Genomic DNA, 20124 nt, shown 5'->3' with positions numbered 1-20124 from the left:
GGAGGGTGGACAGCGTGTACGTCGCTCTCGTCCTCGTCACCGCCGCGGTCAACCTGTGGGCCGCCGTGGCCGACTTCCTGCGTGCCGGGTTCGTGCTGGGCAACGCGGCCGCGCTCGACCTCCCGCCGGCCTGGCTCACCCCGCTGGGACTGCTGAAAGCCGCCGGTGCCGCGGGGCTCCTGCTCGGGCTTGCCGGGATACCGCTCATCGGCACCGCCGCCGCGGTCGGGCTCGTCCTGTTCTTCCTCGGTGCGGTCGGCGTCCACGTGTGGAGACGGGTCTTCCACAACATCGCCTACCCGGGCGTCTTCCTCGCGCTGGCGGTCGCGGTGCTGGTGGTCTAGGGCATGAGGTCCGCGATGTCGGGCTTCTTCGGCAGCACCTTCTCCTGCTCCGCCAGCTCCGCGATCGCTGCCACCGACTCCGTGTTGATGTCCGCGGGCCACTTCGGCAGCACCAGCTCGGGGATGATCTCCGGCCCGATCTTCGTGTACGTCGGCAGGATCTGGCGGACCTCGTCCGGGTGGGCGTCCGCGTACGCGAGGGACTCGTTCATCGCCTCCGTGAAGCGCTTCACCAGGTCCGGGTTCTCACCGAGCAGCTGCTTCGACGTGAAGTACATGGCCACGCTCAGGTCCGGTGCGGTGTCGACATAGCTCGACGCCAGGGCTCGGCCGCCCTGGGACAGCACGATCTGCTGGAACGGCTCCACCACGAACACGGCGTCCGCACGTCCCTCCGACAGCGCGGCGGGCATGTCCGGGAACGGCAGCTTGACGAACTCGATCGACTCCGGGTCGATGCCCGCCTTCAGCGCCGACGCGCGCACGGCCAGCTCGACGACGTTCTGGAACGTGTTGACCGCGACCTTCTTGCCCGCCAGGTCCTTCACCGACTGGACGGCACTGCCCGCACCGACCATCAGCGCGCCGAAGTCCGCACCGTCGACCCCGGTGGAGTTGGTGCCGTTGCTGACCACCTTCACCGGCAACCCCTGCGCCTGCGCCAGCAACAGGGTCACGACGTTGCTGAACCCGAACTGCTGGTTGCCGCTCAGCACCGACGGCACCGTCTCGGTGCCGCCCTCGGCGGGCTGCAGTGTCAGCTCGATGTTCCGCTCGGCGAAGAAGCCCTTCTCCTTCCCCAGGTAGATCGGCGCCACGTCGAGGATCGAGATCAACCCGACCTTCACCTCGTCCTGGCCGCCGGACGACGACGGCTCCGCCGAGCCGCAACCCGAGGCGAACAGGGCCAGTGCGGCAAGCACAGCGAGGCGTCGGCGCATCCGGACTCCCATGTTCGTACTGCGAACAGCGGTTCTGTGCACGAACGCTATTGCGCACCGGGACACGTCGTCAACGGGCACCGTTCCGCTCAGTGAAACGCCCGCCTTGTCCCAGGATCCGCGCTGCCAACAGCATTCGAGAGTGGGTCGGTACGAGGTCCGCTGGCGGGTACCCGACGATGCCTTTCGCGGAGACCACGCTGTCCGGTTGACAGCGGATCATGCGGGTAATACTGACCGGTCCGGCGACATTGGCGGGAGTGGGTCATGAACCCGATGGACGCGATGCTCGAGGTGCTGCGCTCCGAGGGCGTCGAGAAGATCTTCGGCAATCCCGGCACGACCGAGCTGCCGCTGATCGACGCGCTCGCGAAGGCGGCCGACTTCGAGTACGTGCTCGCCGTCCAGGAACACTCCGCGGTCGCGATGGCCGACGGGTACGCGCGCGCCACCCGCCGCACCGCGTTCGTCAGCCTGCACGTCGCCGCCGGCCTCGCCAACGGGCTGATCGGGATGCTCAACGCGAAGCGCTCCCGCACTCCCCTGGTCGTCACCGCGGGCCAGCAGGACCGCCGCCACCTCATCGAGGACCCGATGCTCGCGGGCGACCTGGTCGGGCTCGCGGCCGCCGCGGCCAAGAGCGCGACCGAGGTGCGGCACGCACACGACCTGCCGGTCGTGCTGCGGCGCGCGTTCGCGCTGGCGGCACAACCGCCCGCGGGCCCGGTGTTCGTGTCGATCCCGATGGACCTGCTCGCCGAGGACGTCGACGTGCCGGTGCCCGCCCGCTCCCCGCTCGCGCCGCTCGGCCCGGCCACCGGGCTCGACCAGGCCGCGTGGATCCTCGCCGGTGCCAGGAACCCCGCGATCGTCGCCGGTGACGGCGTCGGCCGCGACGATGCGGTCACCCAGCTGGTCAACCTCGCCGAACGCCTCGGCGCGACCGTCTTCCACCAACCGATGCACGATCGGGTGAACTTCCCGTTCACCCATCCGTTGCACGCCGGGATGCTCGCCCCACGCAACGTGGCCGTGCGGGAGGCGCTGACCGGCCACGACGTCGTGCTCGTCGTCGGCTGCCACGCGTTCTCGCCGCACCACTACACGCCCGGCCCCGCCATCCCCGGCAACACGCGTGTCGTGCAGCTCGACGACGACCCGGCCGAGCTGGGCCGCAACTTCGCCGTCGAGCTGGGGCTGACCGGCGGCATCCGCGCGTCGCTGACCGAGCTGGTGTCCCAGGTCGGGCGCCGTGCGCACCCCGTGGGCGCCACGAACCCGGCCGTCGACGACCCGGTGCGGGCCACGACCCGGGCGCCGCTGCCGTCGCCGGTGGCGGCCAAGGCGGTCGCCGACGGACTGCCCGCCGACGCGGTCGTGGTCGACGAGGCCATCACGTTCGGCATCGAGCTGCGCCCGCTGCTGCGGCTGTCCCGCCCCAACTCGTTCGTGCACACCGTCGGCGGCGGCCTCGGCTGGGGCGTCGGCGCGGCCATCGGCACCCGCATGGCCCGGCCGGACCGGCCCGTGGTGGCGGTCCTCGGCGACGGCTGCGCGCTGTTCGGGCTGCAGGGCCTGTGGAGCGCGGCGCGCTATCACGTGCCGGTCCTGTTCTGCGTGATGAACAACGGCGAGTACCGGACACTCAAGGACACGCTCGCCGAGTCCTACGGCCCCGGCCCGCACCCCGGCCTCGACCTCGGGCGCATGGACTGGTCGAAGGCGGCGCTGTTCTTCGGCATCGCCACCCGCCGCGTGGAGAACGACGCCGAGCTGCGCGAGGTGGTCGCCTCGGCCGGCTCGCTCGTGGAGCCGCTGCTCGTGGACGTACCGCTGCTGTGACCGTCCTTGCCCCGCTCCGGCGGGAGGCACCAGGATCGACCGCATGGAACCGCCGCCGAAGTCGGTCCTCGCTCGGGGGCTGTCGCTGCTCGACGCGTTCGGCACCGCCGACACCGACCTGACACTGGCGCGGCTGTCCGCGCGGACCGGGCTGCCGAAGCCGACCGCGCACCGCCTCGTCGCCGAGCTGGTCGCGGGTGGCTGGCTGGAGCGCACCGAGGGCGGCTACCGGCTGGGCATGAAGCTGTTCGTGCTCGGGCAGGGCGTGCCGAGGCAGCGCGGGCTGCGGGAGGCGGCGCTGCCGTACCTGGAGGACCTGTACGAGGCCACGCACGAGAACGTGCACCTGACGGTGTTCGACCCGCCCGACACGCTGTTCCTGGAGAAGGTCACCGGCCGCCGCTCGACACCGATCGTCTCGCGGGTGGGTGGCAGGCTGCCAGCGCACTGCACCGCGAGCGGCAAGGTCTTCCTGGCCCTCGGCCCGCCGTCGTACCTGCGGGACGTGGTCGACGGCGGACTCGCCCGGCTGACGCCCAGGACCATCACGATGCCCGGTCTGCTGCGCCAGGACCTCGACCGCACGCTGGAGCGCGGCTACGGCCTCAATAGAGAGGAGTCGGAGCCCGGTGTGGTCGCGGTGGCGGCGCCCGTGCACGACCACCACCGCCGCGTGATCGCCGCCGTCTCCATCGCGGGCCGCGCACACCGCCTCGACCTGGCACGACTCGCGCCCGCGGTGAAGACCGCCGCGTTGTCGCTGTCGAGGGAGATGGCCGCCCGCGGGTGACGCTCGGTCGATGCGATTTGATACAAGGTATCTATCGGCCCAGAGGTGCTGATCACACACTGTGAACGCGCTCACGAGTGCCGTGAACGGCCGACCAGGGACTGTATGCTGTAGGCAGTCGACTAGAAACATGAATCGACTACGTGCTGAACATACTCACTCCCCGTTGGAGATCACCATGCAGCCGACCGAGTTGCCAAAGGAACTGGCGGCTCGCCGGATCGATCGGCCGGTGCCCCTGCGTGAACACGTCTACCAGGCGATGCAGGAGCTGATCATCTCCCGGCGACTGGCCCCCGGCCAGCACCTCGTCGAGAGTGAACTGGCGCAGATGCTCGGGGTCTCCCGTCAGCCCGTGCGTGAGGCACTGCAGTGGCTGAACAACGAGGGCTGGGTGGACCTGCGGCCCGGCTACGGCGCGTTCGTGCACCAGCCGACCCCCGACGAGGCGGACCAGTTGCTCGCCGTGCGATCGCTCCTCGAGAGCGAGTCGGCACGCTTGGCGGCGACCCAGGCCGACGAGGAGGGCATCGCGCGCCTGCGGGACCTCAACAAACAGGGTTTCGAGGCACTGGCGGCGGACGACGTGGACACCGCGGTGGCGCTGAACGCGGCGGTACACCGTTGCGTGACCGAGCTTTCTGGCAACAAGGTACTGCTGGACTTCGCGACCCAGGTGGACCGCAGGGTGCGGTGGTACTACACGCCGATCGCCCGCCAGCGCGGCAAGCAGTCCTGGCAGGAGCACGCGAAGCTGATCGACGCGATCGAGAACAGGGACGCCGAAGCCGCCGCCCGGATCATGCAGGAACACACCGAGCGGACACGGAAGTCCTACCTCGAACAGCGCGACGCGGACGGTGAGCAGGAGCAGCAGCTGATCGAGCTGCCCACACGCCGCCGTCGCAGGTCATCACCCGCCAAGGGCTGACCCCTCTCTGATCCCTGGCAGACGACTGTCTGCCGACCCGACCCTGGCCGCACTGCCGCGACCCCGGGTTTACGAATGCTGCCCGCAAGGAGGTGAAGTAGATGCGTAACTGGTTCCGGACACTGCGCGGCTTCAACGCCGACGGCCGTGCCCTCGGCCTCGGCCTCGCCGTCGCCATGGAGAAGCAGCGCCAGGAGGCCGCCCGCGAGGTGGAGAACTTCCTGCGTGACCAGCCGGTCGCCGACCAGTCGGCCCGGGTGTGACACCGACCTCGGTGTAACCCCGGACGGTATGGGGAACCCGGTGACTGTGGTTGAGAGAAGTGGCATCGAGACGTGGTCCGTACGCCTCGGTCGCCACACCAGGAGGTGAGAAGAATGCGTAAGTGGCTTAAGTCGCTCACGACGTCTCCGCGTGGCTGGTCGGCCGATGGCCGTCGCCTCGGCCTGGGCCTCGCGATCGCCATGGAGAAGCAGCGCCAGGACACCGCCCACAAGGCGGAGGAGTACCTGCGCGACCAGCCGGTGGCCACTCGAGTCACCGTCTGACAGCGGTAAGGGCTGGGCCGCGGTCCGTGCGGCCCAGCCCCACCGAAAGCTCGGGTCGTGGTCCGTACGGCCCGAGCTTTTCGCTGTTTACGATCAGGCAACTTACCGCCTCACCACACATCCCGCTACGCGAGATTTTTACGAGGTGGACCACAGCTTGCGGTGCGATGCTGGGCGCGGATGAGATCCTGTTGGTGGCCGGTGGTTTCGTCGGCCCCTGGTGGGCTGGGCCGCGGTCCGTGCAGCCCAGCCCGCCATCCGGAGCCCTCGCCGCGCAGGCAGGCCGCCTCCTGAGTGGTTGCCGTGAAGGCGCGTGGAGCACCCGGGTCCGCCCCTCGCTGCCGTGAACACACCGACGGGCTGAGCCGTGACACGGCTCAGCCCGTCGAAACGGTGGACCGGGCCCCGGTCCGTGGGGCCCGGTCCACCAGCTCAAGCAGGATCCGGATCGGAAACCGGTGCCTCGTCAGCCAACGAGTCCAGTTCCTTGTCCCGGTCCCGGCGTACCTTCCACAAGCTGGCCACCGTGGTGACGGCGAGCGTCCCGACGATGATGCCCAGCGACACGAGGATGGGGATCTCCGGCGCCCAGGAGACGCCATCGTGGTGCAGGGCCTCGGAAATCAGCTTCAGGCCGATGAACCCGAGCACCACCGACAACCCGATCGACAGGTACACGAGCTTGTCCAGCAACCCGCCGATGAGGAAGAACAGCTGGCGCAGGCCCATGAGCGCGAAGGCGTTGGCCGTGAAGACGAGGTACGGCTCCTTCGTCAGCCCGAAGATGGCGGGGATCGAGTCCAGGGCGAACAGGAGGTCCGTGGTCCCGATCGCGACCATCACGATCAGCATCGGGGTGACCATGCGACGACCGGAGACCTTGACCGTCATCCGCGCGCCGGAGTAGGTGTCGGTCGCGGGCACGATCTTCTTGACGAAGCGGAGCATCGCGTTCTCTTTGAACTCGTCCTCCTCCTCGTCCTTGTGCGCCATCAGCTTCCAGGCCGTGTAGACCAGGAACGCGCCGAAGACGTAGAAGAGCCAGTCGAACCTGGTGATGGCCTCGTAGCCGACCAGGATGAAGATGCCGCGCATGACGAGCGCGATCACGATGCCGATGGACAGGACCTTCTGCCGGTACTCCCTTGGCACGGCGAAGGACGACATGATGATCACGAAGACGAAGAGGTTGTCGACCGAGAGCGAGTACTCGGTGATCCAGCCCGCGAAGAACTCGCCGCCGTACTGCGGGCCCGAGGTCAGGAGCACGCCAAGGCCGAAGAGCACGGCGAGGCCGACGTAGACCCCGATCCACCCTGTGCACTCGCGCATCGACGGGTCGCGGGGGTTGCGTGAGATCAGGTAGAAGTCGAAGAAGATGACGGTGATGAGACCGACGACGGTCACCACCCACAACCAGGCCGGGACGTTCATCTAGCAACCTTTCGGCGCGCAGGAAGAACCCACCGGTGCACCTGGCTGGCGCATCGGCAGGTTTCCCGGAATTTACCGGTGGGTCAGCGCACCGAGGTGCGTGCGCTCGGCTTACGGCCGCGCGCGGCCTTGCGCCGCTCCGCGGCCTCGAACATCGCGCGCGCGTGCTCGGCGTACCGCAGGTACACATCGCGTGCGTCCGGATCGTGCGCGGCCAGCCGCTGCCAGTACCTCGGCGCGACCCGCTCGTGCAGCCACAGGAAGCCGATCGCGAACCCGGCACTCACGATTCCCTGGTAGGCCAGGAAACCGAGCGGGTCGGGCGGCAGGCCAGGCTGACCGGTGAGGACCAGCCGGGTGAGCACCTCGTGCAGCATCCGCGCGAGCGGGAACCCGATCAGCCAGTACGCCGCGGCGGGTGCGAACCCGCCGAGCCGAATCTTGCCGTTGATCAGGAGCATCGTGTACCCCGCGCCGAGCAGCCCGAGCGGAACACCCAGGGTCAGCGCGGAGACCAGCGCCCACCCGGCGGGCTGGCCGACGAACGCGGCCAGCCCGCCGGCGAGCACGCCGGCGATGAACCCTACTGCGAGCCCGGGCAGAGTCAGCCGGGCCAGACGAAACAGGTGCATCGCACTCAGTCCTTAATCCAGTACCACACCGAACCTGAACAGGCTGTAGAACAGCATGCCCAGGTAGAACACCGCACCGAACCCGATGATGGCGTTCGACCACCACTTCGGACGGATGGGCTTGGGCAACATCCTGTTGTTCACCAGCAGCAACGTCACACAGTAGGCACCCATGGCGAACGAGGACAAGAACGCCAATATGTCGAGGATCCCGCTGGGTCCATCAGCGGGTCCGAACAACAGGATCATGATGCCGAAGGTGATGACGCCCCACAGGAACCCCGCGTACAGGTGCGACAGGCGGAACCGCTTGGCGCCCGGGATGTGGTTGTAGGTCATGTCCGCCTGACCACGCGAGAACGAGTCGAACAGACCGAGGGTCGCGTTCAACCCGATCAGTGCGATGAAACCGAAGAAGACGCCGCCGAGCACCGGGCCGCCCGCGGCCGCGAACGCGTCCGACATGGCCCGCAGCGCCGCGTCGCGGTCACCGCCCTCGATGAGGGTCTTGACGTTCGGGTTCTCGCGCGACGCCGACTGGGCGAGCACGGTGAACGAGATCGTCACCAGCATCGTGATGCCCCAGAACAGCAGGAACGCGTCGAACGTCACCCACTTGCGCCAACCCCGCCACTTCGCCATTTCCTTGGGGTCGCCCGTGTCGAACATGAAGCCGCGCGACGGCATCTGCTCTTCTTCCTTCGCGCTGCGCAGGCCGCGGATCTTGGGCACGTGCGCGCCCATGCCAGCGCCGCTGTCCCGCAGGTGCAGCGTGTACCACATCTGCTGCATACCCGATGGACCCGCGAAGGCGATCGACCCGACCACGATCGGGAACCACGTCGAGCTGAACATCTCGGACGGCATGTACCCGAAGGCGAACATGCCGCCGAGCGTGCTGCCGAGGTCGGCCCAGCTGCCGACGATGGACGCGATGATCGCGGTGCCGACGACGAGCACGCCGATGAGGATGGCGAGCACGTTCTCGAGCAGGTCGTAGATGACACTGGCCAGGCTGAACAGGATCCCGACCAGGATCAGGGCAACGCAGGCGGTCACGACCCACGGTATGCCCGTTATCTCCTCGAACGCGGACGCGCCCGCCGACAGGTGACCAGGCCAGATGTAGACCATGATCGCTGTCACGAAGAAGAACCACATCAGTGGTTTGAACACGCGCGCCGCACCGGAGAAGATGCTCTCGCCGGTGGCCATCGCGTAACGCGCCATCTCGAGCATCACCACTGCCTGCAGGGTGACACCGATCAGGAACAGCCACCTGATCTCGGGTCCGAAGACCAGGACCAGTCGCGGCCACATGTAGGACTCGCCCATACCGACGCCGAGCGCGACCAGGAAGACGGTCGGCCCGAGTAGGTGGATGGACGGTGGCGCCTCGGGGAGCGGGCGGATGGGCATCGGCTCGAGCCCCCCGGCTCGCCAGACGCGTTCTTCACCCACTCCCTCGTAAGTCGCCCCGCGAGTGCCACTGCCCGAGGACAGCCCCACACTCGGGGGGTTGTGAGAATCCACCATTGGACCTCCAGAAATCACTTCGTGAAAGCGGGTTTCCGCGGACGCTCGCGCCTGCGGAAGACCCGCTTCCTGTCGCCTGCCTGTTGACCCCTGCTCGATCACCCAATTGCGGGTCGGTCAGCCTCGGCCGGCCCCTATGACCGCCGTTCCCGTAGCGGTCAAGTTCCTGTTATCCGACTATCAGACCCGCGGCCCGTGCCCACCGGTACTTCGCGCCCAGCACGGCCACGGGACGTTCCGTGGTGTACGGGTACGCGATGACCCGGTGGTCGAACAGGTAGTCGCACGCCTGCTCGACCTCGGTGTCCCCGGCGAGGGAGGCCACCACGGGCTTGTCGATGCCCTTGGCGCGATACTCCTCCACCACCTTCGCGGTCAACTCGGCGAAGACCATCGGCGGCGTCACGATCGTGTGCCAGTAGCCCAGGATCAGCGCGTGGATGCGGTCATCCTCCAGGCCGAGGCGGATCGTGGCCTCGTAGGTCGACGGCGGCTCGCCACCGGTGATGTCGATCGGGTTGCCCGCGGCGCCGAACGGCGGGATGAACTTGCGGAAACCCTCGTCGAGGTCCGGCGGGATGTCCATCAGGGACAGTCCCTCCGCGACACACGCGTCGGAGAGCAGCACGCCGGAGCCACCCGCGCCGGTGATGATGACCACGTTCTCGCCCTTGGGCGTCGGCAGCAGCGGGAGACCGCGCGCGTACTCGAGCATCTCGTTGAGGCCCGGGGCGCGCACCACCCCGGCCTGCCGCAGGATGTCGTCGTACACCTTGTCGTCACCGGCGAGCGCGCCCGTGTGCGAGCTGGCCGCGCGGGCACCCATGTCGGTGCGGCCCGCCTTCAGCACGACGACCGGCTTCTTCTTGGTCATCCGCTTGGCGGTCTCGACGAACGCCCTGCCGTCCTTGAGGTCCTCGAGGTGCATGGCGACACACTGCGTGTTGTCGTCGTGCTCGAAGAACGTCAGCAGGTCGTCCTCGTCCACATCGGACTTGTTGCCCAAGCCGACGATCGCGGACACGCCCATCTTGGTGGTGCGGGCGAAGCCGAGGATCGCCATGCCGATGCCGCCGGACTGGGACGTCAGCGCGACGCCGCCCTTCACGTCGTACGGCGTGCAGAACGTCGCGCACAGGTTCTGCGGCGTGTAGTAGTAGCCGTAGATGTTCGGGCCCAGCATGCGGACCTTGTAGCGGGTCGCGATCTCGACGATCTCGTCCTGCAGCTCCTGGTTGCCGGTCTCGGCGAACCCGGACGGGATCATGACGACCGCGGTGACGCCCTTCTCACCGCACTCGGTGAGCGCGGCGGGCACGAACTTCGCGGGCACCGCGAAGACCGCGACGTCCACGTCGCCCGGCACGTCGCCGACCGACTTGAACGCCTTGCGGCCCATGATCTCGTCGGCCTTGGGGTTGATCGGGTGGATCTCGCCCGCGAAGCCGCCGTTGATCAGGTTCTTCATGACCGAGTTGCCGATCTTGCCTGCCTGGTCGGAGGCACCGATGACCGCGACGGATCGCGGGTTCATCATCGTGTTCATCGCCCGCAGGATGTCCTCCTGCGTGTGCTGAACGGGCTTGGCGCGCTCCTCGGTCTCCAGCAGGATCCGCACGTCGGCCGCGACCGCGCCGTCCGCCGAGGCGAACACCGGGTTGAGGTCGAACTCGCTGATCTCCGGGAAGTCGGTGACCAGCTGCGACACCTTGGCGATCACGTCGGCCAGCGCGTCGAGGTCGGCGGGCACCGAGCCGCGGGCGCCCTGGAGCACCTCGGCGGCCTTGATGCCGGTGACCATCGACTTCGCCTCGGCGTCGTCGACCGGCGCGAGCCGGAACGTGACGTCCTTGAGCACCTCGACGAGCACGCCGCCGAGGCCGAACGCGACGACCTTGCCGAACGTGCCGTCGGTCGTGGCGCCGACGATGACCTCGGTGCTGCCCGCACCGCCGACCATCTCCTGGATCTGCACCCCGGTGATGTCCGCGTCGGCCTTGTAGGCCTTGGCGTTCGCCAGGATCTTGTCGTACGCGGCGCGTACCGCGTCCGGACCGTCGACGCCGACGATGACGCCGCCCGCCTCGGTCTTGTGCAGGATGTCCGGGGAGACGATCTTCGCCACCACCGGTTTGCCGATCTCCGCGGCGAGTGCGGCCGCCTCATCCGCCGACGTGGCGAGACCCTCTCGTGGGGTTGGGATGCCGTAAGCGTCGCAGACCCGTTTCCCTTCCGGGGCGGTCAGCGAGTCCCGTCCTGCGGCCTTGACCTCGTCAAGGACCTCGCGGACGACCGAAGACCTGCTTGCAGGGTCGAGCATCGCGCCCTTCTTGTCTACTTCGGACACTGCAGCCATGGTGCTCAGATCACTCCACTCGCCTTGAGCTCGGCCATGTCGCTCTCGGACAGACCAAGTTCGCTTCCGTAGATCTCCTGGTTGTGCTCCCCCAAGAGCGGGGAACGCTTCACCTCGGCAGGCGAGGCCGACAGCTTGATCGGCATGCCGACCGTCGTGAACTCGCCGCGCTCGGGGTGGTCGACCTTGACGACGATCTCGTTGTCCGCCAACGACTCGTCCTCGATGATCTCCTTGGTCGAGAGGATCGGCCCGCACGGGATGTTGTGCTCGTTGAGCTTCGCGAGCACCTCCCACTTGTCGTGGTCGGCCGACCAGTCCTCGATCAGCTGGAACATCTTGTCCAGCTTGGAGAGCCGCACCTCCGGCGTCGCCCAGTCCGGGTCGTTCGCCAGCTCGGGGCGGCCGATCAGCTGCGTGATCGGTGCCCAGCCCACCGGCTGGACGATCACGTAGATGTAGTCGTTCGGCCCGCCGGGCGCGCACTTGATCGCCCAGCCCGGCTGCCCGCCGCCGGAGGCGTTGGCGGAGCGGGGCACCTCGTCCCCGAACTCCTTGTTCGGGTACTCGTTGAGCGGGCCGTGGGCCAGGCGCTGCTGGTCGCGCAGCTTGACCCGGCACAGGTTGAGCACCGCGTGCTGCATGGCGACCGTGACCCGCTGGCCCTCACCGGTGTGCTCACGCTGGTAGAGCGCGGCCAGGATGCCGGCCACCGCGTGCATGCCGGTACCGGAGTCACCGATCTGCGCGCCGGTGGCGAGCGGCGGCCCGTCCTCGAAGCCTGTCGTGGACATCGAGCCGCCCATGGCCTGCGCGACCACCTCGTAGGCCTTGTAGAACTTGTACGGGCCGTCGCCGAAGCCCTTGATCGACGCGTAGATCAGCTTCGGGTTGATCTCCTGGAGCTTCTCCCAGGAGAACCCCATCCGGTCGACCGCGCCGGGCCCGAAGTTCTCCGCGAGGATGTCGAACTTCTTGACGAGCTCGGTGAAGAGCTGCTTGCCCTTGTCGGACTTCATGTTCAGCGTGATGCTGCGCTTGTTGGAGTTCAGCATCGTGAAGTAGAGACTGTCCACGTCCGGCAGGTCGCGCAGCTGCTTGCGCGTGATGTCGCCGGTGATCGCCTCGAGCTTCACCACGTCCGCGCCGAGCCACGCCAGGATCTGCGTGGCCGACGGTCCACTCTGGACGTGGGTCATGTCGAGGACCCGGACACCTTCGAGTGCCTTGCGCATGTGCAAGCCCCTTTACTTGTACATGGTCTGGTTCATCGTCCCCGGCGCGTAGACCTCGGGGTCGACCCAGACGTTGATCAGCGACGGCAGCCCGCTCTCCCTGGCGCGCTCCAGCGCCGGGCGGATGTCCTTCGGGTCGCGGACCTCCTCGCCGTACCCGCCGAGCATCCGGGCGAACTCGTCGTAGCGCACGTCGCCGAGCGTGTTGCCGACCCGGCCGCGGTCCGCGCCGTACTTCTGGATCTGTCCGTAGCGGATCTGGTTCATCGACGAGTTGTTGCCGACGATGCCGACGAACGGCAGGTTGAACCGCACCAGCGTCTCGAAGTCGAAGCCGGTCAGCGAGAAGGCGCCGTCACCGAACAGGGCGACGACCTCCTTGTCCGGGCGAGCGTACTTGGCCGCCAGCACGAACGGCACGCCGACGCCGAGCGTCCCGAGTGGACCGGGGTCCATCCAGTGGCCCGGCGACTTGGGCTGCACGACCTGGCCGGAGAAGGTGACGATGTCGCCGCCGTCGCCGATGTAGATCGAGTCCTCGGTGAGGAACTCGTTGATCTCGTGCACCAGGCGGTACGGGTCGATCGGCGAGGCGTCCGAGAGCTGGCGCGGGAGGCGCTTCTCGTAGGCCTGGGTCTCGACCGCGCGCAGCTCCTCGAGCCACGCCTTGCGCGCCACCGCGCCGTTGTCGACCCGGCCGGACGCGGCCTGGGTGACCGCGGCGAGCACCGCACCCGCGTCACCGACGATGCCGAGGTCGATGTCGCGGTTCTTGCCGACCGTGCGGTAGTCGAGGTCGACCTGCACGACGGTCGCCGACTGCGACAGCCGCTTGCCGTAGCCCATGCGGAAGTCGAAGGGCGTGCCGACGATGATGATCAGGTCGGCGTTCTGGAACGCGTAGCGGCGCGCCAGCTGCAGGTGGTGCGGGTCGCCGGGGGGCAGCGTGCCGCGGCCGGAGCCGTTCATGAAGGCGGGGACGTTCAGCGCGCGGACGAACTCGGTCGCCGCGTCGGTGCCCCGCGTCGTCCACACCTGGCTGCCGAGCAGCACGCACGGCTTCTCCGCGCCGACCACGAGGTCCGCCAGCTTTTCGATGGCCTCGGGGTCACCGGACGACTTGGTCGAGGCCCGGTAGGCCCCGGCCTTGGGAATCCGCGCCTTCTCCAGCGGGACCGACGCGTCGAGCACGTCGCGGGGAATCTCGAGGAACGACGGGCCCGGCGCGCCGTGGAAGCACTCCCGGAACGCCATCGACACCAGGTCGGCCGCGCGCTCGGTGCTGGGCACGGTCGCGGCGAACTTGGTGATCGGGTTCATCATGTCGACGTGCGGGAGGTCCTGCAGCGAACCCATCTTGTGCTGGGAGAGCGCGCCCTGCCCGCCGATCAGCAGCATGGGGCTCTCGGCCCGCAGCGCGTTCGCCACGCCGGTCACGGCGTCGGTGGTGCCGGGGCCCGCGGTGACGACGGCGCAGCCCGGCTTGCCGGTGATGCGCGCGTAACCGTCGGCCGCGTGGGCGGCCACCTGCTCGTGGCGTACGTCGATGACGTCGATGCCCTCGTCGACACAACCGTCGTAGATGTCGATGATGTGGCCGCCGCAGAGCGTGAAGATCACGTCCACGCCTTCGGCCTTGAGCGCCTTCGCCACCAGATGTCCGCCGGAGATCATCTCGGGGTTGCCCTCCGAGGAACCACCCGGCGTCGTCTGAGCCTGTGAAGCCATCTGTGTCGTCATCTCCTTAAAGGTGGGCTTGGCGCATACTGCATACCGTATGACTCTAGTAAGGGCGAACGTCCAGGTCCAGGGTTTGCCCCCGGGGGCCTGGGGGATCGCTCCCCAGATATTTCAGTCGCGCCAGTCGCAGGTGGTGCCTGACCACTGTTTTGCCAGGTCCGCAAGCCGCGCGGCGACCTCCCCGCGATCCGCGCCGCGACCGACCGCGACGCCGAGCAGGTAGACGGCCACGATCGCGGCGGGTTTCGCCACCGCGCGCTGTACGTCCCTCGCGAGGGCGAGTATCTCCGCGGTATCGGCCTGACCTGCGACGACGTCGACCGGAATGCCGAGTTCGACGCAGGCTTGCGAGGTCCAATCCGCGATGTCGTCCATGCTCACCACTTCTCGTTTCGCCTAACATCTCATACTGTATGCAGTAGACCCTTTGAATACAAGAACGGAGCTTGCGGTGAAAGTTGCTGTTCTTGGGGCAGGCGCCATCGGCGCGTACGTCGGTGCCGCTTTGCACCGGGCGGGCGTCGAGGTCCACCTCATCGCCAGAGGTCCCCACCTGCAGAAGATCCGAGAATCGGGCGTTCGCGTCGTGAGCCCCCGAGGTGATTTCGAAGCCCGTCCGAACGCCACCGACGACCCGGTCGAGGTCGGTCCGGTGGACCACATCTTCCTCGGCCTGAAGGCGAACCGGTACGCGGACGCCGGACCGATGATCAAGCCGCTGCTCCACGATGAGACCACCATCATCGCGGCGCAGAACGGCATCCCGTGGTGGTATTTCCACGGGATCGACACCAAGTTCCGCGACCGCCGCATCGACAGCGTCGACCCCGGCGGCTCGGTGAGCGCCGCGCTACCGGTGGAACGCGCGATCGGCTGCGTCGTCTACGCGGCGACCGAGATCGCGTCGCCGGGGGTGATCAAACACCTGGAGGGCACCCGCTTCTCCATCGGCGAACCGAACGGCGAGATCTCCACCCGCTGCACGGAGTTCTCCCAGGCGATGATCGCCGGTGGGCTCAAGTGTCCCGTGGAGCCCGACCTGCGCAAGGACATCTGGCTCAAGCTGATGGGCAACATCGCGTTCAACCCGATCAGCGCCCTGACCAGAGCGACGATGAAGGGGATCTGTCAACACCTCGACACCCGCGAGGTCGTGGTCCGGATGATGCGGGAGACCCTCGACGTCGCGGCCAGGCTCGGCTCGTACCCGGAGATCTCGATCGAGCGCCGCATGGCGGGCGCCGAACGGACGGGTGACCACAAGACGTCCACGCTCCAGGACCTGGAGAAGGGCAAGCCCATGGAACTGGACGTGATCCTGAAGGCGGTCGTCGAACTGGCCGACCTGACGGGCGCGGAAGCCCCGACCCTGCGCGTGGTCTCCGCACTGGCCGACCTGCTGAACGAACAGGTCACGACGGCCATCTCCTGACCCCGCTCCCCCACCCACGCGAGGCGCGCACCAGCCAGGTGCGCGCCTCGCCCTTTGTGTGGTTGCGCCAGCGTTGGGGCTTGGGCTTCGCCGCTTCCCCGCGCCTGCGCGCCCGCGCGGAGTCGGGTGCCGCGTCCCGCTAGATCTGATCTCGCACCCGATCTCGCGCCTAGCGGGTGTCAGGTGAAGGAGGGGCCGATGCGGCAGCGGATCGCGGTGATCGTCGGCAGTACCCGGGAGGGGCGGGTCGGCGACTCGGTCGCGGCGTGGTTCGCGGACATCGCGAAGCGGCGGGACGACATCGAGGTCGACCTGGTCGATCTCGTGGACTTCGACTTCCCCGCGCGCTACCCGGCGGAGGTGACCGCGGAGATGAACCGGTTCACCTCGGCGATCGGCCGGGCGGACGGGTTCGTCGTGGTCACGCCCGAGTACAACCGGGGTGTGCCGGCGTCGCTCAAGCAGGCGATCGACTTCGCCTACGACGAGTGGCACGCCAAGCCCGTCGGGTTCGTCTCCTACGGCTGCCGATCGCGTGGGTTCCACGCGGTCGCCGCGCTGCGGGTGGTGTTCACCGACCTGCACACCCACGCCGTGCGCGGCGAGGTCGCACTGGACCTGATGGAGAACGAACCAGGGCCGGCTCAGGAGCCGGCCGCCACCACGATGCTCGACCAGGTCGTCTGGTGGGGCGAGGCACTGCGCGCGGCACGCGCGACCAGGCCGTATGTCACATAGAGGGGATAGCGATGAGTGAGCTGGCGATCGAGACTGCCGGCCTCGTGAAGGTGTTCGGCGACAACCGGGCGGTCGACGGGATCGACCTGGCGGTGCCCGCGGGCACCGTGTACGGGGTGCTCGGGCCGAACGGGGCGGGGAAGACCACAGCCGTGCGGATGCTCGCCACGCTGCTGCGGCCGGACGGCGGCGAGGCCCGCGTGTTCGGGCACGACGTGCTGCGCGAAGCGGACGCGGTGCGGCAGCGGGTGAGCCTGACCGGCCAGTACGCGTCGGTCGACGAGGACCTGACCGGCACCGAGAACCTGGTGCTGATCGGCAGGCTGCTCGGGCACCGCAAGCCGGCGGCCCGCGAGCGGTCCGCGCAGCTGCTGGCGGCGTTCGGGCTGACCGACGCCGCGGACCGGCAGGTGAAGAACTACTCCGGCGGCATGCGGCGGCGGATCGACATCGCCGCGAGCATCCTGAAGACGCCGGACGTGCTGTTCCTCGACGAGCCGACCACCGGCCTGGACCCGCGCAGCCGCAACCAGGTGTGGGACATCGTGCGGATCATCGTGGCGCAGGGGACGACGGTCCTGCTCACGACGCAGTACCTGGACGAGGCCGACCAGCTGGCGTCGCGGATCGCGGTGATCGACCGCGGCAAGGTGATCGCCGAGGGCACGCCGGGTGAGCTGAAGGCGTCGGTCGGCGCGGGCGCGGTCCACGTCCGGCTCCGGGACGCGTCGCAGCGCCCGGCCGCGCTGGAGGTGCTGACGAAGATCCTCGGCCCCGGGGTGAAACCCGATGCGGACCCGGTGGCGCTGACCGCGCAACTGTCCGGAGAGGACAGTGACAGGGAGGCGGCCGAACAGGCGTCCCGCGCGCTGGCGGAGCTGGCCGCCGTCGGCATCACCGTCGACAACTTCGCACTCGGTCAGCCGACCCTCGACGAGGTGTTCCTCGCGCTGACCGACCACCCGGCAACCGAGAAGGAGGTCGCGGCATGACCGCCGCAGCCACGGAGGAGAAGGCCGCCACGTACACCCCGGCGGTCGAGAGCCTGAACGCGGTCCTCGCCGCCGGGCAGGCGCCGCCGAGGCCGAGCGCCTGGTCGGCATCGGTCACGTTCGGCTGGCGGGCACTGCTGAAGATCAAGCACGTGCCGGAGCAGCTGGCCGACGTGACCGCGTTCCCGATCATGATGACGCTGATGTTCACGTACCTGTTCGGCGGCGCGCTCGCCGGGTCCGTGACGGAGTACCTGCAGTTCCTGTTGCCGGGCATCATGGTTACGAGCGTCGTGATGATCACGATGTACACCGGCGTCGGCGTGAACACCGACATCGAGAAGGGCGTGTTCGACCGGTTCCGCACGCTGCCGATCTGGCGTCCGGCCGCACTGGTCGGCGCGCTGTTCGGCGACGTGCTGCGGTACGTCACGGCGGGCGCGGTGATCCTGGTCGTCGGCCTGATCCTGGGCTTCCGGCCCGAGGGCGGCGTCGGCGGCGTGCTGATCGCCATGGTGCTGCTGATCGTGTTCTCGTTCGCGTTCTCGTGGATCTGGACGATGTTCGGCCTGCTCCTGCGGTCGGAGAAGTCGGTGATGGGCGTCAGCATGATGGTGCTGTTCCCCCTGACGTTCCTGTCCAACGTGTTCGTCGAGCCGGAGACGATGCCGGGCTGGCTGCGGGCGTTCGTCGAGGTCAACCCGATCACGCACCTGGTCGCGGCGACCAGGGGGCTCATGCAGGGCAACCCGGACGCCGGTGAGATCACCTGGGTGCTGGTGTCCTCCGCCGTGCTGGTCGCGGTGTTCGGCACGCTGACGATGCGGCTCTACAACAGGAAGTGACCCTCAGCGGTTCAGTGCCCAGTGGGCGCCGGTGCTCCAGCCGAGCCACCGGCGTCCACTCGGCACTGTTCCCCTCGCGTCGAACCGGTCGCCCGCCACGATCGCGGCGAGACCGTTCACCGCGGGCAGGACCGGGGTGCCGGTGAGCTGCGGGCGCAGCCAGTCGATCGTGGCCTGCTGGGTCTCGGGGTCGCAGAAGCTGAGGAAGAAGATCCCCTGCCGCCACGCGTAGGCGGCGTTCTTGACCGCCACCAGCGCCGCGTGCCCGTGCACGGCGGGCACGGCCATCCGGCGCACGGCCCAGCTCAGCGCCTCCCCCGCCAGGCGGGGCGCGACGGCGGCCAGCCGGTCGGTCAGCCCGAGCGCGTCGACCAGCACGGCCAGGTTGTGGGTGGTGAGGATCTGGCTCTGCTCCAGCACGGTCCCGTTCGCGGCCACGCCGTGTGCGCCGCCGGTCCGCGCCTCGGCCGCCCGCGCGACGCACGCCTCGGCGAAGTCGTCCGCGACCTTCCGGCCCCACCTCGTGGTCGTGCGGCCGGACCACGTCTCGGGCAGGTCGTAGTACCGCGCGTACAGCGTGCCCGCCATGACCCGGCTCGCGACCGCGGCGTCGTCGCGGAACTTCGTGGTGAACGTGCCCGTGAAGATGTCGGCCGCGACCTCCTCCACCAGCGGCAGCGGCAGGTCCGCCTGCGTGGCGAGCGCACTGAACTCGCTCACGAGCGGGTTCGGCAGGATCGTGTGCGGGAACGCGGTGCACGCGAGCATCGTGGTCTGTGCGAGGGTCTGCCGCGCGGCGTCGGCGGCATCGCGCCGGTGCGCACGCAGTGGCTCCACCGCGGCCACCCAGGGCAGCTCACCGAACCGGACCTGCGTCTCCAGGTTCAGCAGCAGCAGGGTGCGCCTGCGCCGGAACGCCGCGTACGTCTGGCCGTACAGCGCGGACAGTGCGGGGTCCTCGATGTTCGCCGCGAGCAGCGACGCGGTGATCTGCGGGAGCACCGTGGCGAGCACCTCGCCGGAGGTGATCACGTTCCGCGCGACCAGCTCCTCGACCGGTGCCTCCAGCGCCCGCTCCACCTTCGCGGTGATGCTGTCGGGCACGGTGCGGCCGTCGACCTCGACGGCGACCTCGTCGACCGACGGCACCCCGCCGTCGTCGGGGAACGCGTCGAGCCGGGCCGCCACGACCGCGGCCATCGCGGCCCGGGTCGGTTGCGCCACAACGGAAAGCTCGTGCTCGCGCAGCGCCGTCCGCTGTGCGGAACCGGGTGCGCCGTGCTTGCCGACGGTGTTGGCGAGCGCACGCCGCACCCAGCCGACGTCCCGCGCGGACAGTGCCCGGCCGTCGGTCTCACACGCCACCAGCGCGGCACGCAGGCGGGTGAAGTTGCTGCGCGGGTGCCGTGTCACCTCGGCGGACTCGGCGAGCAGCCGCGTCCGCCGCTCGGCCCAGTCGGCGGGCCACACCCGGCACGGCCAGCCGCCGGTCACCTCGCCGCCGTCGAGCGCGGGCAGGTCGCCTTCGACGGTGTCGCACCAGAGCGCGACGATCCGGTCGTACAGCGGCTGTTCGGCGAGCCTGGTACGCATCGTCGCGATGGCCGCGGGTGTGGTGACTGCTTTCAGCACCGCCCTGACCTGGCCAACGGACGCGAGCTTCACGACCGACCCGGCCGGCGACGGTGACTGCCGGAGGTACGGGGTCAGCCGCAGCCGGTGCATGAGCGGCCGCAGCTCGGCGACGAGGTCGAGAGCCGCCGCGTGGTGGTCGTTGGCGAGCAGCCA

19 protein-coding genes are annotated in these 20124 nt (G+C 68.9%); 10 read left to right on the top strand and 9 right to left on the bottom strand.

All coding sequences use genetic code 11. The features are described 5' to 3' along the window. Positions 1 to 14: 14 nt before the first annotated feature. Positions 15 to 344 (top strand): DoxX family protein, encoded by a 330-nt coding sequence (locus FHR82_RS19960; protein WP_311771177.1) that lies wholly within the window; start codon positions 15 to 17, stop codon positions 342 to 344. On the opposite strand, the gene FHR82_RS19955 is transcribed toward FHR82_RS19960, so the two are convergent. After that, positions 341 to 1285: an ABC transporter substrate-binding protein gene (locus FHR82_RS19955; RefSeq protein WP_184811972.1), complete on the bottom strand. Its 945-nt coding sequence runs from the start codon at positions 1283 to 1285 to the stop codon at positions 341 to 343. The two genes, FHR82_RS19960 and FHR82_RS19955, sit on opposite strands and share 4 nt — an antisense overlap. Positions 1286 to 1552: 267 nt before the next feature. On the opposite strand from FHR82_RS19955, the gene FHR82_RS19950 reads away from it, so the two are divergent. From FHR82_RS19950 to FHR82_RS19930, 5 genes are all read left to right on the top strand, one after another. After that, positions 1553 to 3127 (top strand): thiamine pyrophosphate-binding protein, encoded by a 1575-nt coding sequence (locus FHR82_RS19950; RefSeq protein ID WP_184811971.1) that lies wholly within the window; start codon positions 1553 to 1555, stop codon positions 3125 to 3127. Between the two features lie 43 nt (positions 3128 to 3170). Beyond that, positions 3171 to 3917 carry an IclR family transcriptional regulator gene (locus FHR82_RS19945; protein ID WP_184811970.1) on the top strand — a complete coding sequence of 249 codons (747 nt, stop codon included), beginning with the start codon at positions 3171 to 3173 and terminating at the stop codon, positions 3915 to 3917. A gap of 178 nt (positions 3918 to 4095) precedes the next feature. Continuing rightward, positions 4096 to 4848, top strand: a complete 753-nt coding sequence (locus FHR82_RS19940; protein ID WP_184811969.1) for a GntR family transcriptional regulator — start codon at positions 4096 to 4098, stop codon at positions 4846 to 4848. Between the two features lie 101 nt (positions 4849 to 4949). Beyond that, complete coding sequence (locus FHR82_RS19935) at positions 4950 to 5111, top strand: hypothetical protein (protein ID WP_184811968.1); 162 nt, start codon at positions 4950 to 4952, stop codon at positions 5109 to 5111. 114 nt (positions 5112 to 5225) lie between these two features. Next, the gene (locus FHR82_RS19930) at positions 5226 to 5396 is read left to right on the top strand and encodes a hypothetical protein (protein WP_184811967.1); all 171 of its coding nucleotides are present in this window, start codon (positions 5226 to 5228) and stop codon (positions 5394 to 5396) included. 432 nt (positions 5397 to 5828) lie between these two features. On the opposite strand, the gene FHR82_RS19925 is transcribed toward FHR82_RS19930, so the two are convergent. From FHR82_RS19925 to FHR82_RS19895, 7 genes are all read right to left on the bottom strand, one after another. Beyond that, the gene (locus FHR82_RS19925) at positions 5829 to 6830 is read right to left on the bottom strand and encodes a TerC family protein (RefSeq protein ID WP_184811966.1); all 1002 of its coding nucleotides are present in this window, start codon (positions 6828 to 6830) and stop codon (positions 5829 to 5831) included. 83 nt (positions 6831 to 6913) lie between these two features. Next, positions 6914 to 7462, bottom strand: a complete 549-nt coding sequence (locus FHR82_RS19920) for a hypothetical protein (protein ID WP_184811965.1) — start codon at positions 7460 to 7462, stop codon at positions 6914 to 6916. 12 nt (positions 7463 to 7474) lie between these two features. After that, positions 7475 to 8881, bottom strand: a complete 1407-nt coding sequence (locus FHR82_RS19915; protein WP_225944086.1) for an Nramp family divalent metal transporter — start codon at positions 8879 to 8881, stop codon at positions 7475 to 7477. 286 nt (positions 8882 to 9167) lie between these two features. Further along, the gene (locus FHR82_RS19910; protein WP_184812466.1) at positions 9168 to 11318 is read right to left on the bottom strand and encodes an acetate--CoA ligase family protein; all 2151 of its coding nucleotides are present in this window, start codon (positions 11316 to 11318) and stop codon (positions 9168 to 9170) included. 41 nt (positions 11319 to 11359) lie between these two features. Further along, positions 11360 to 12589 carry a formyl-CoA transferase gene (gene frc, locus FHR82_RS19905; protein ID WP_184811963.1) on the bottom strand — a complete coding sequence of 410 codons (1230 nt, stop codon included), beginning with the start codon at positions 12587 to 12589 and terminating at the stop codon, positions 11360 to 11362. Positions 12590 to 12601: 12 nt separating this feature from the next. Continuing rightward, on the bottom strand, positions 12602 to 14317 hold the full coding sequence (locus FHR82_RS19900; protein ID WP_184811962.1) for a thiamine pyrophosphate-binding protein: 1716 nt from the start codon (positions 14315 to 14317) through the stop codon (positions 12602 to 12604). A 123-nt stretch (positions 14318 to 14440) separates the two neighbouring features. After that, positions 14441 to 14704: a DUF6457 domain-containing protein gene (locus FHR82_RS19895; RefSeq protein ID WP_184811961.1), complete on the bottom strand. Its 264-nt coding sequence runs from the start codon at positions 14702 to 14704 to the stop codon at positions 14441 to 14443. A gap of 76 nt (positions 14705 to 14780) precedes the next feature. On the opposite strand from FHR82_RS19895, the gene FHR82_RS19890 reads away from it, so the two are divergent. From FHR82_RS19890 to FHR82_RS19875, 4 genes are all read left to right on the top strand, one after another. Further along, positions 14781 to 15761: a 2-dehydropantoate 2-reductase gene (locus tag FHR82_RS19890; RefSeq protein WP_184811960.1), complete on the top strand. Its 981-nt coding sequence runs from the start codon at positions 14781 to 14783 to the stop codon at positions 15759 to 15761. Between the two features lie 198 nt (positions 15762 to 15959). Then, positions 15960 to 16499 (top strand): NADPH-dependent FMN reductase, encoded by a 540-nt coding sequence (locus tag FHR82_RS19885; RefSeq protein WP_184811959.1) that lies wholly within the window; start codon positions 15960 to 15962, stop codon positions 16497 to 16499. An 11-nt stretch (positions 16500 to 16510) separates the two neighbouring features. Beyond that, positions 16511 to 17491: an ATP-binding cassette domain-containing protein gene (locus tag FHR82_RS19880; RefSeq protein ID WP_184811958.1), complete on the top strand. Its 981-nt coding sequence runs from the start codon at positions 16511 to 16513 to the stop codon at positions 17489 to 17491. Next, a complete protein-coding gene (locus tag FHR82_RS19875) occupies positions 17488 to 18336 on the top strand; it encodes an ABC transporter permease (protein ID WP_184811957.1) in 849 nt (282 codons plus the stop codon). The genes FHR82_RS19880 and FHR82_RS19875 overlap by 4 nt, the downstream gene beginning before the upstream one ends. 3 nt (positions 18337 to 18339) lie before the next feature. On the opposite strand, the gene FHR82_RS19870 is transcribed toward FHR82_RS19875, so the two are convergent. Further along, positions 18340 to 20061 carry a hypothetical protein gene (locus tag FHR82_RS19870; protein ID WP_225944085.1) on the bottom strand — a complete coding sequence of 574 codons (1722 nt, stop codon included), beginning with the start codon at positions 20059 to 20061 and terminating at the stop codon, positions 18340 to 18342. Positions 20062 to 20124: the final 63 nt, after the last annotated feature.

It is taken from the genome of Actinophytocola algeriensis (assembly GCF_014203735.1).
GTDB lineage: Bacteria > Actinomycetota > Actinomycetes > Mycobacteriales > Pseudonocardiaceae > Actinophytocola > Actinophytocola algeriensis.
This window is presented reverse-complemented; position numbering and strand designations above follow the sequence as displayed.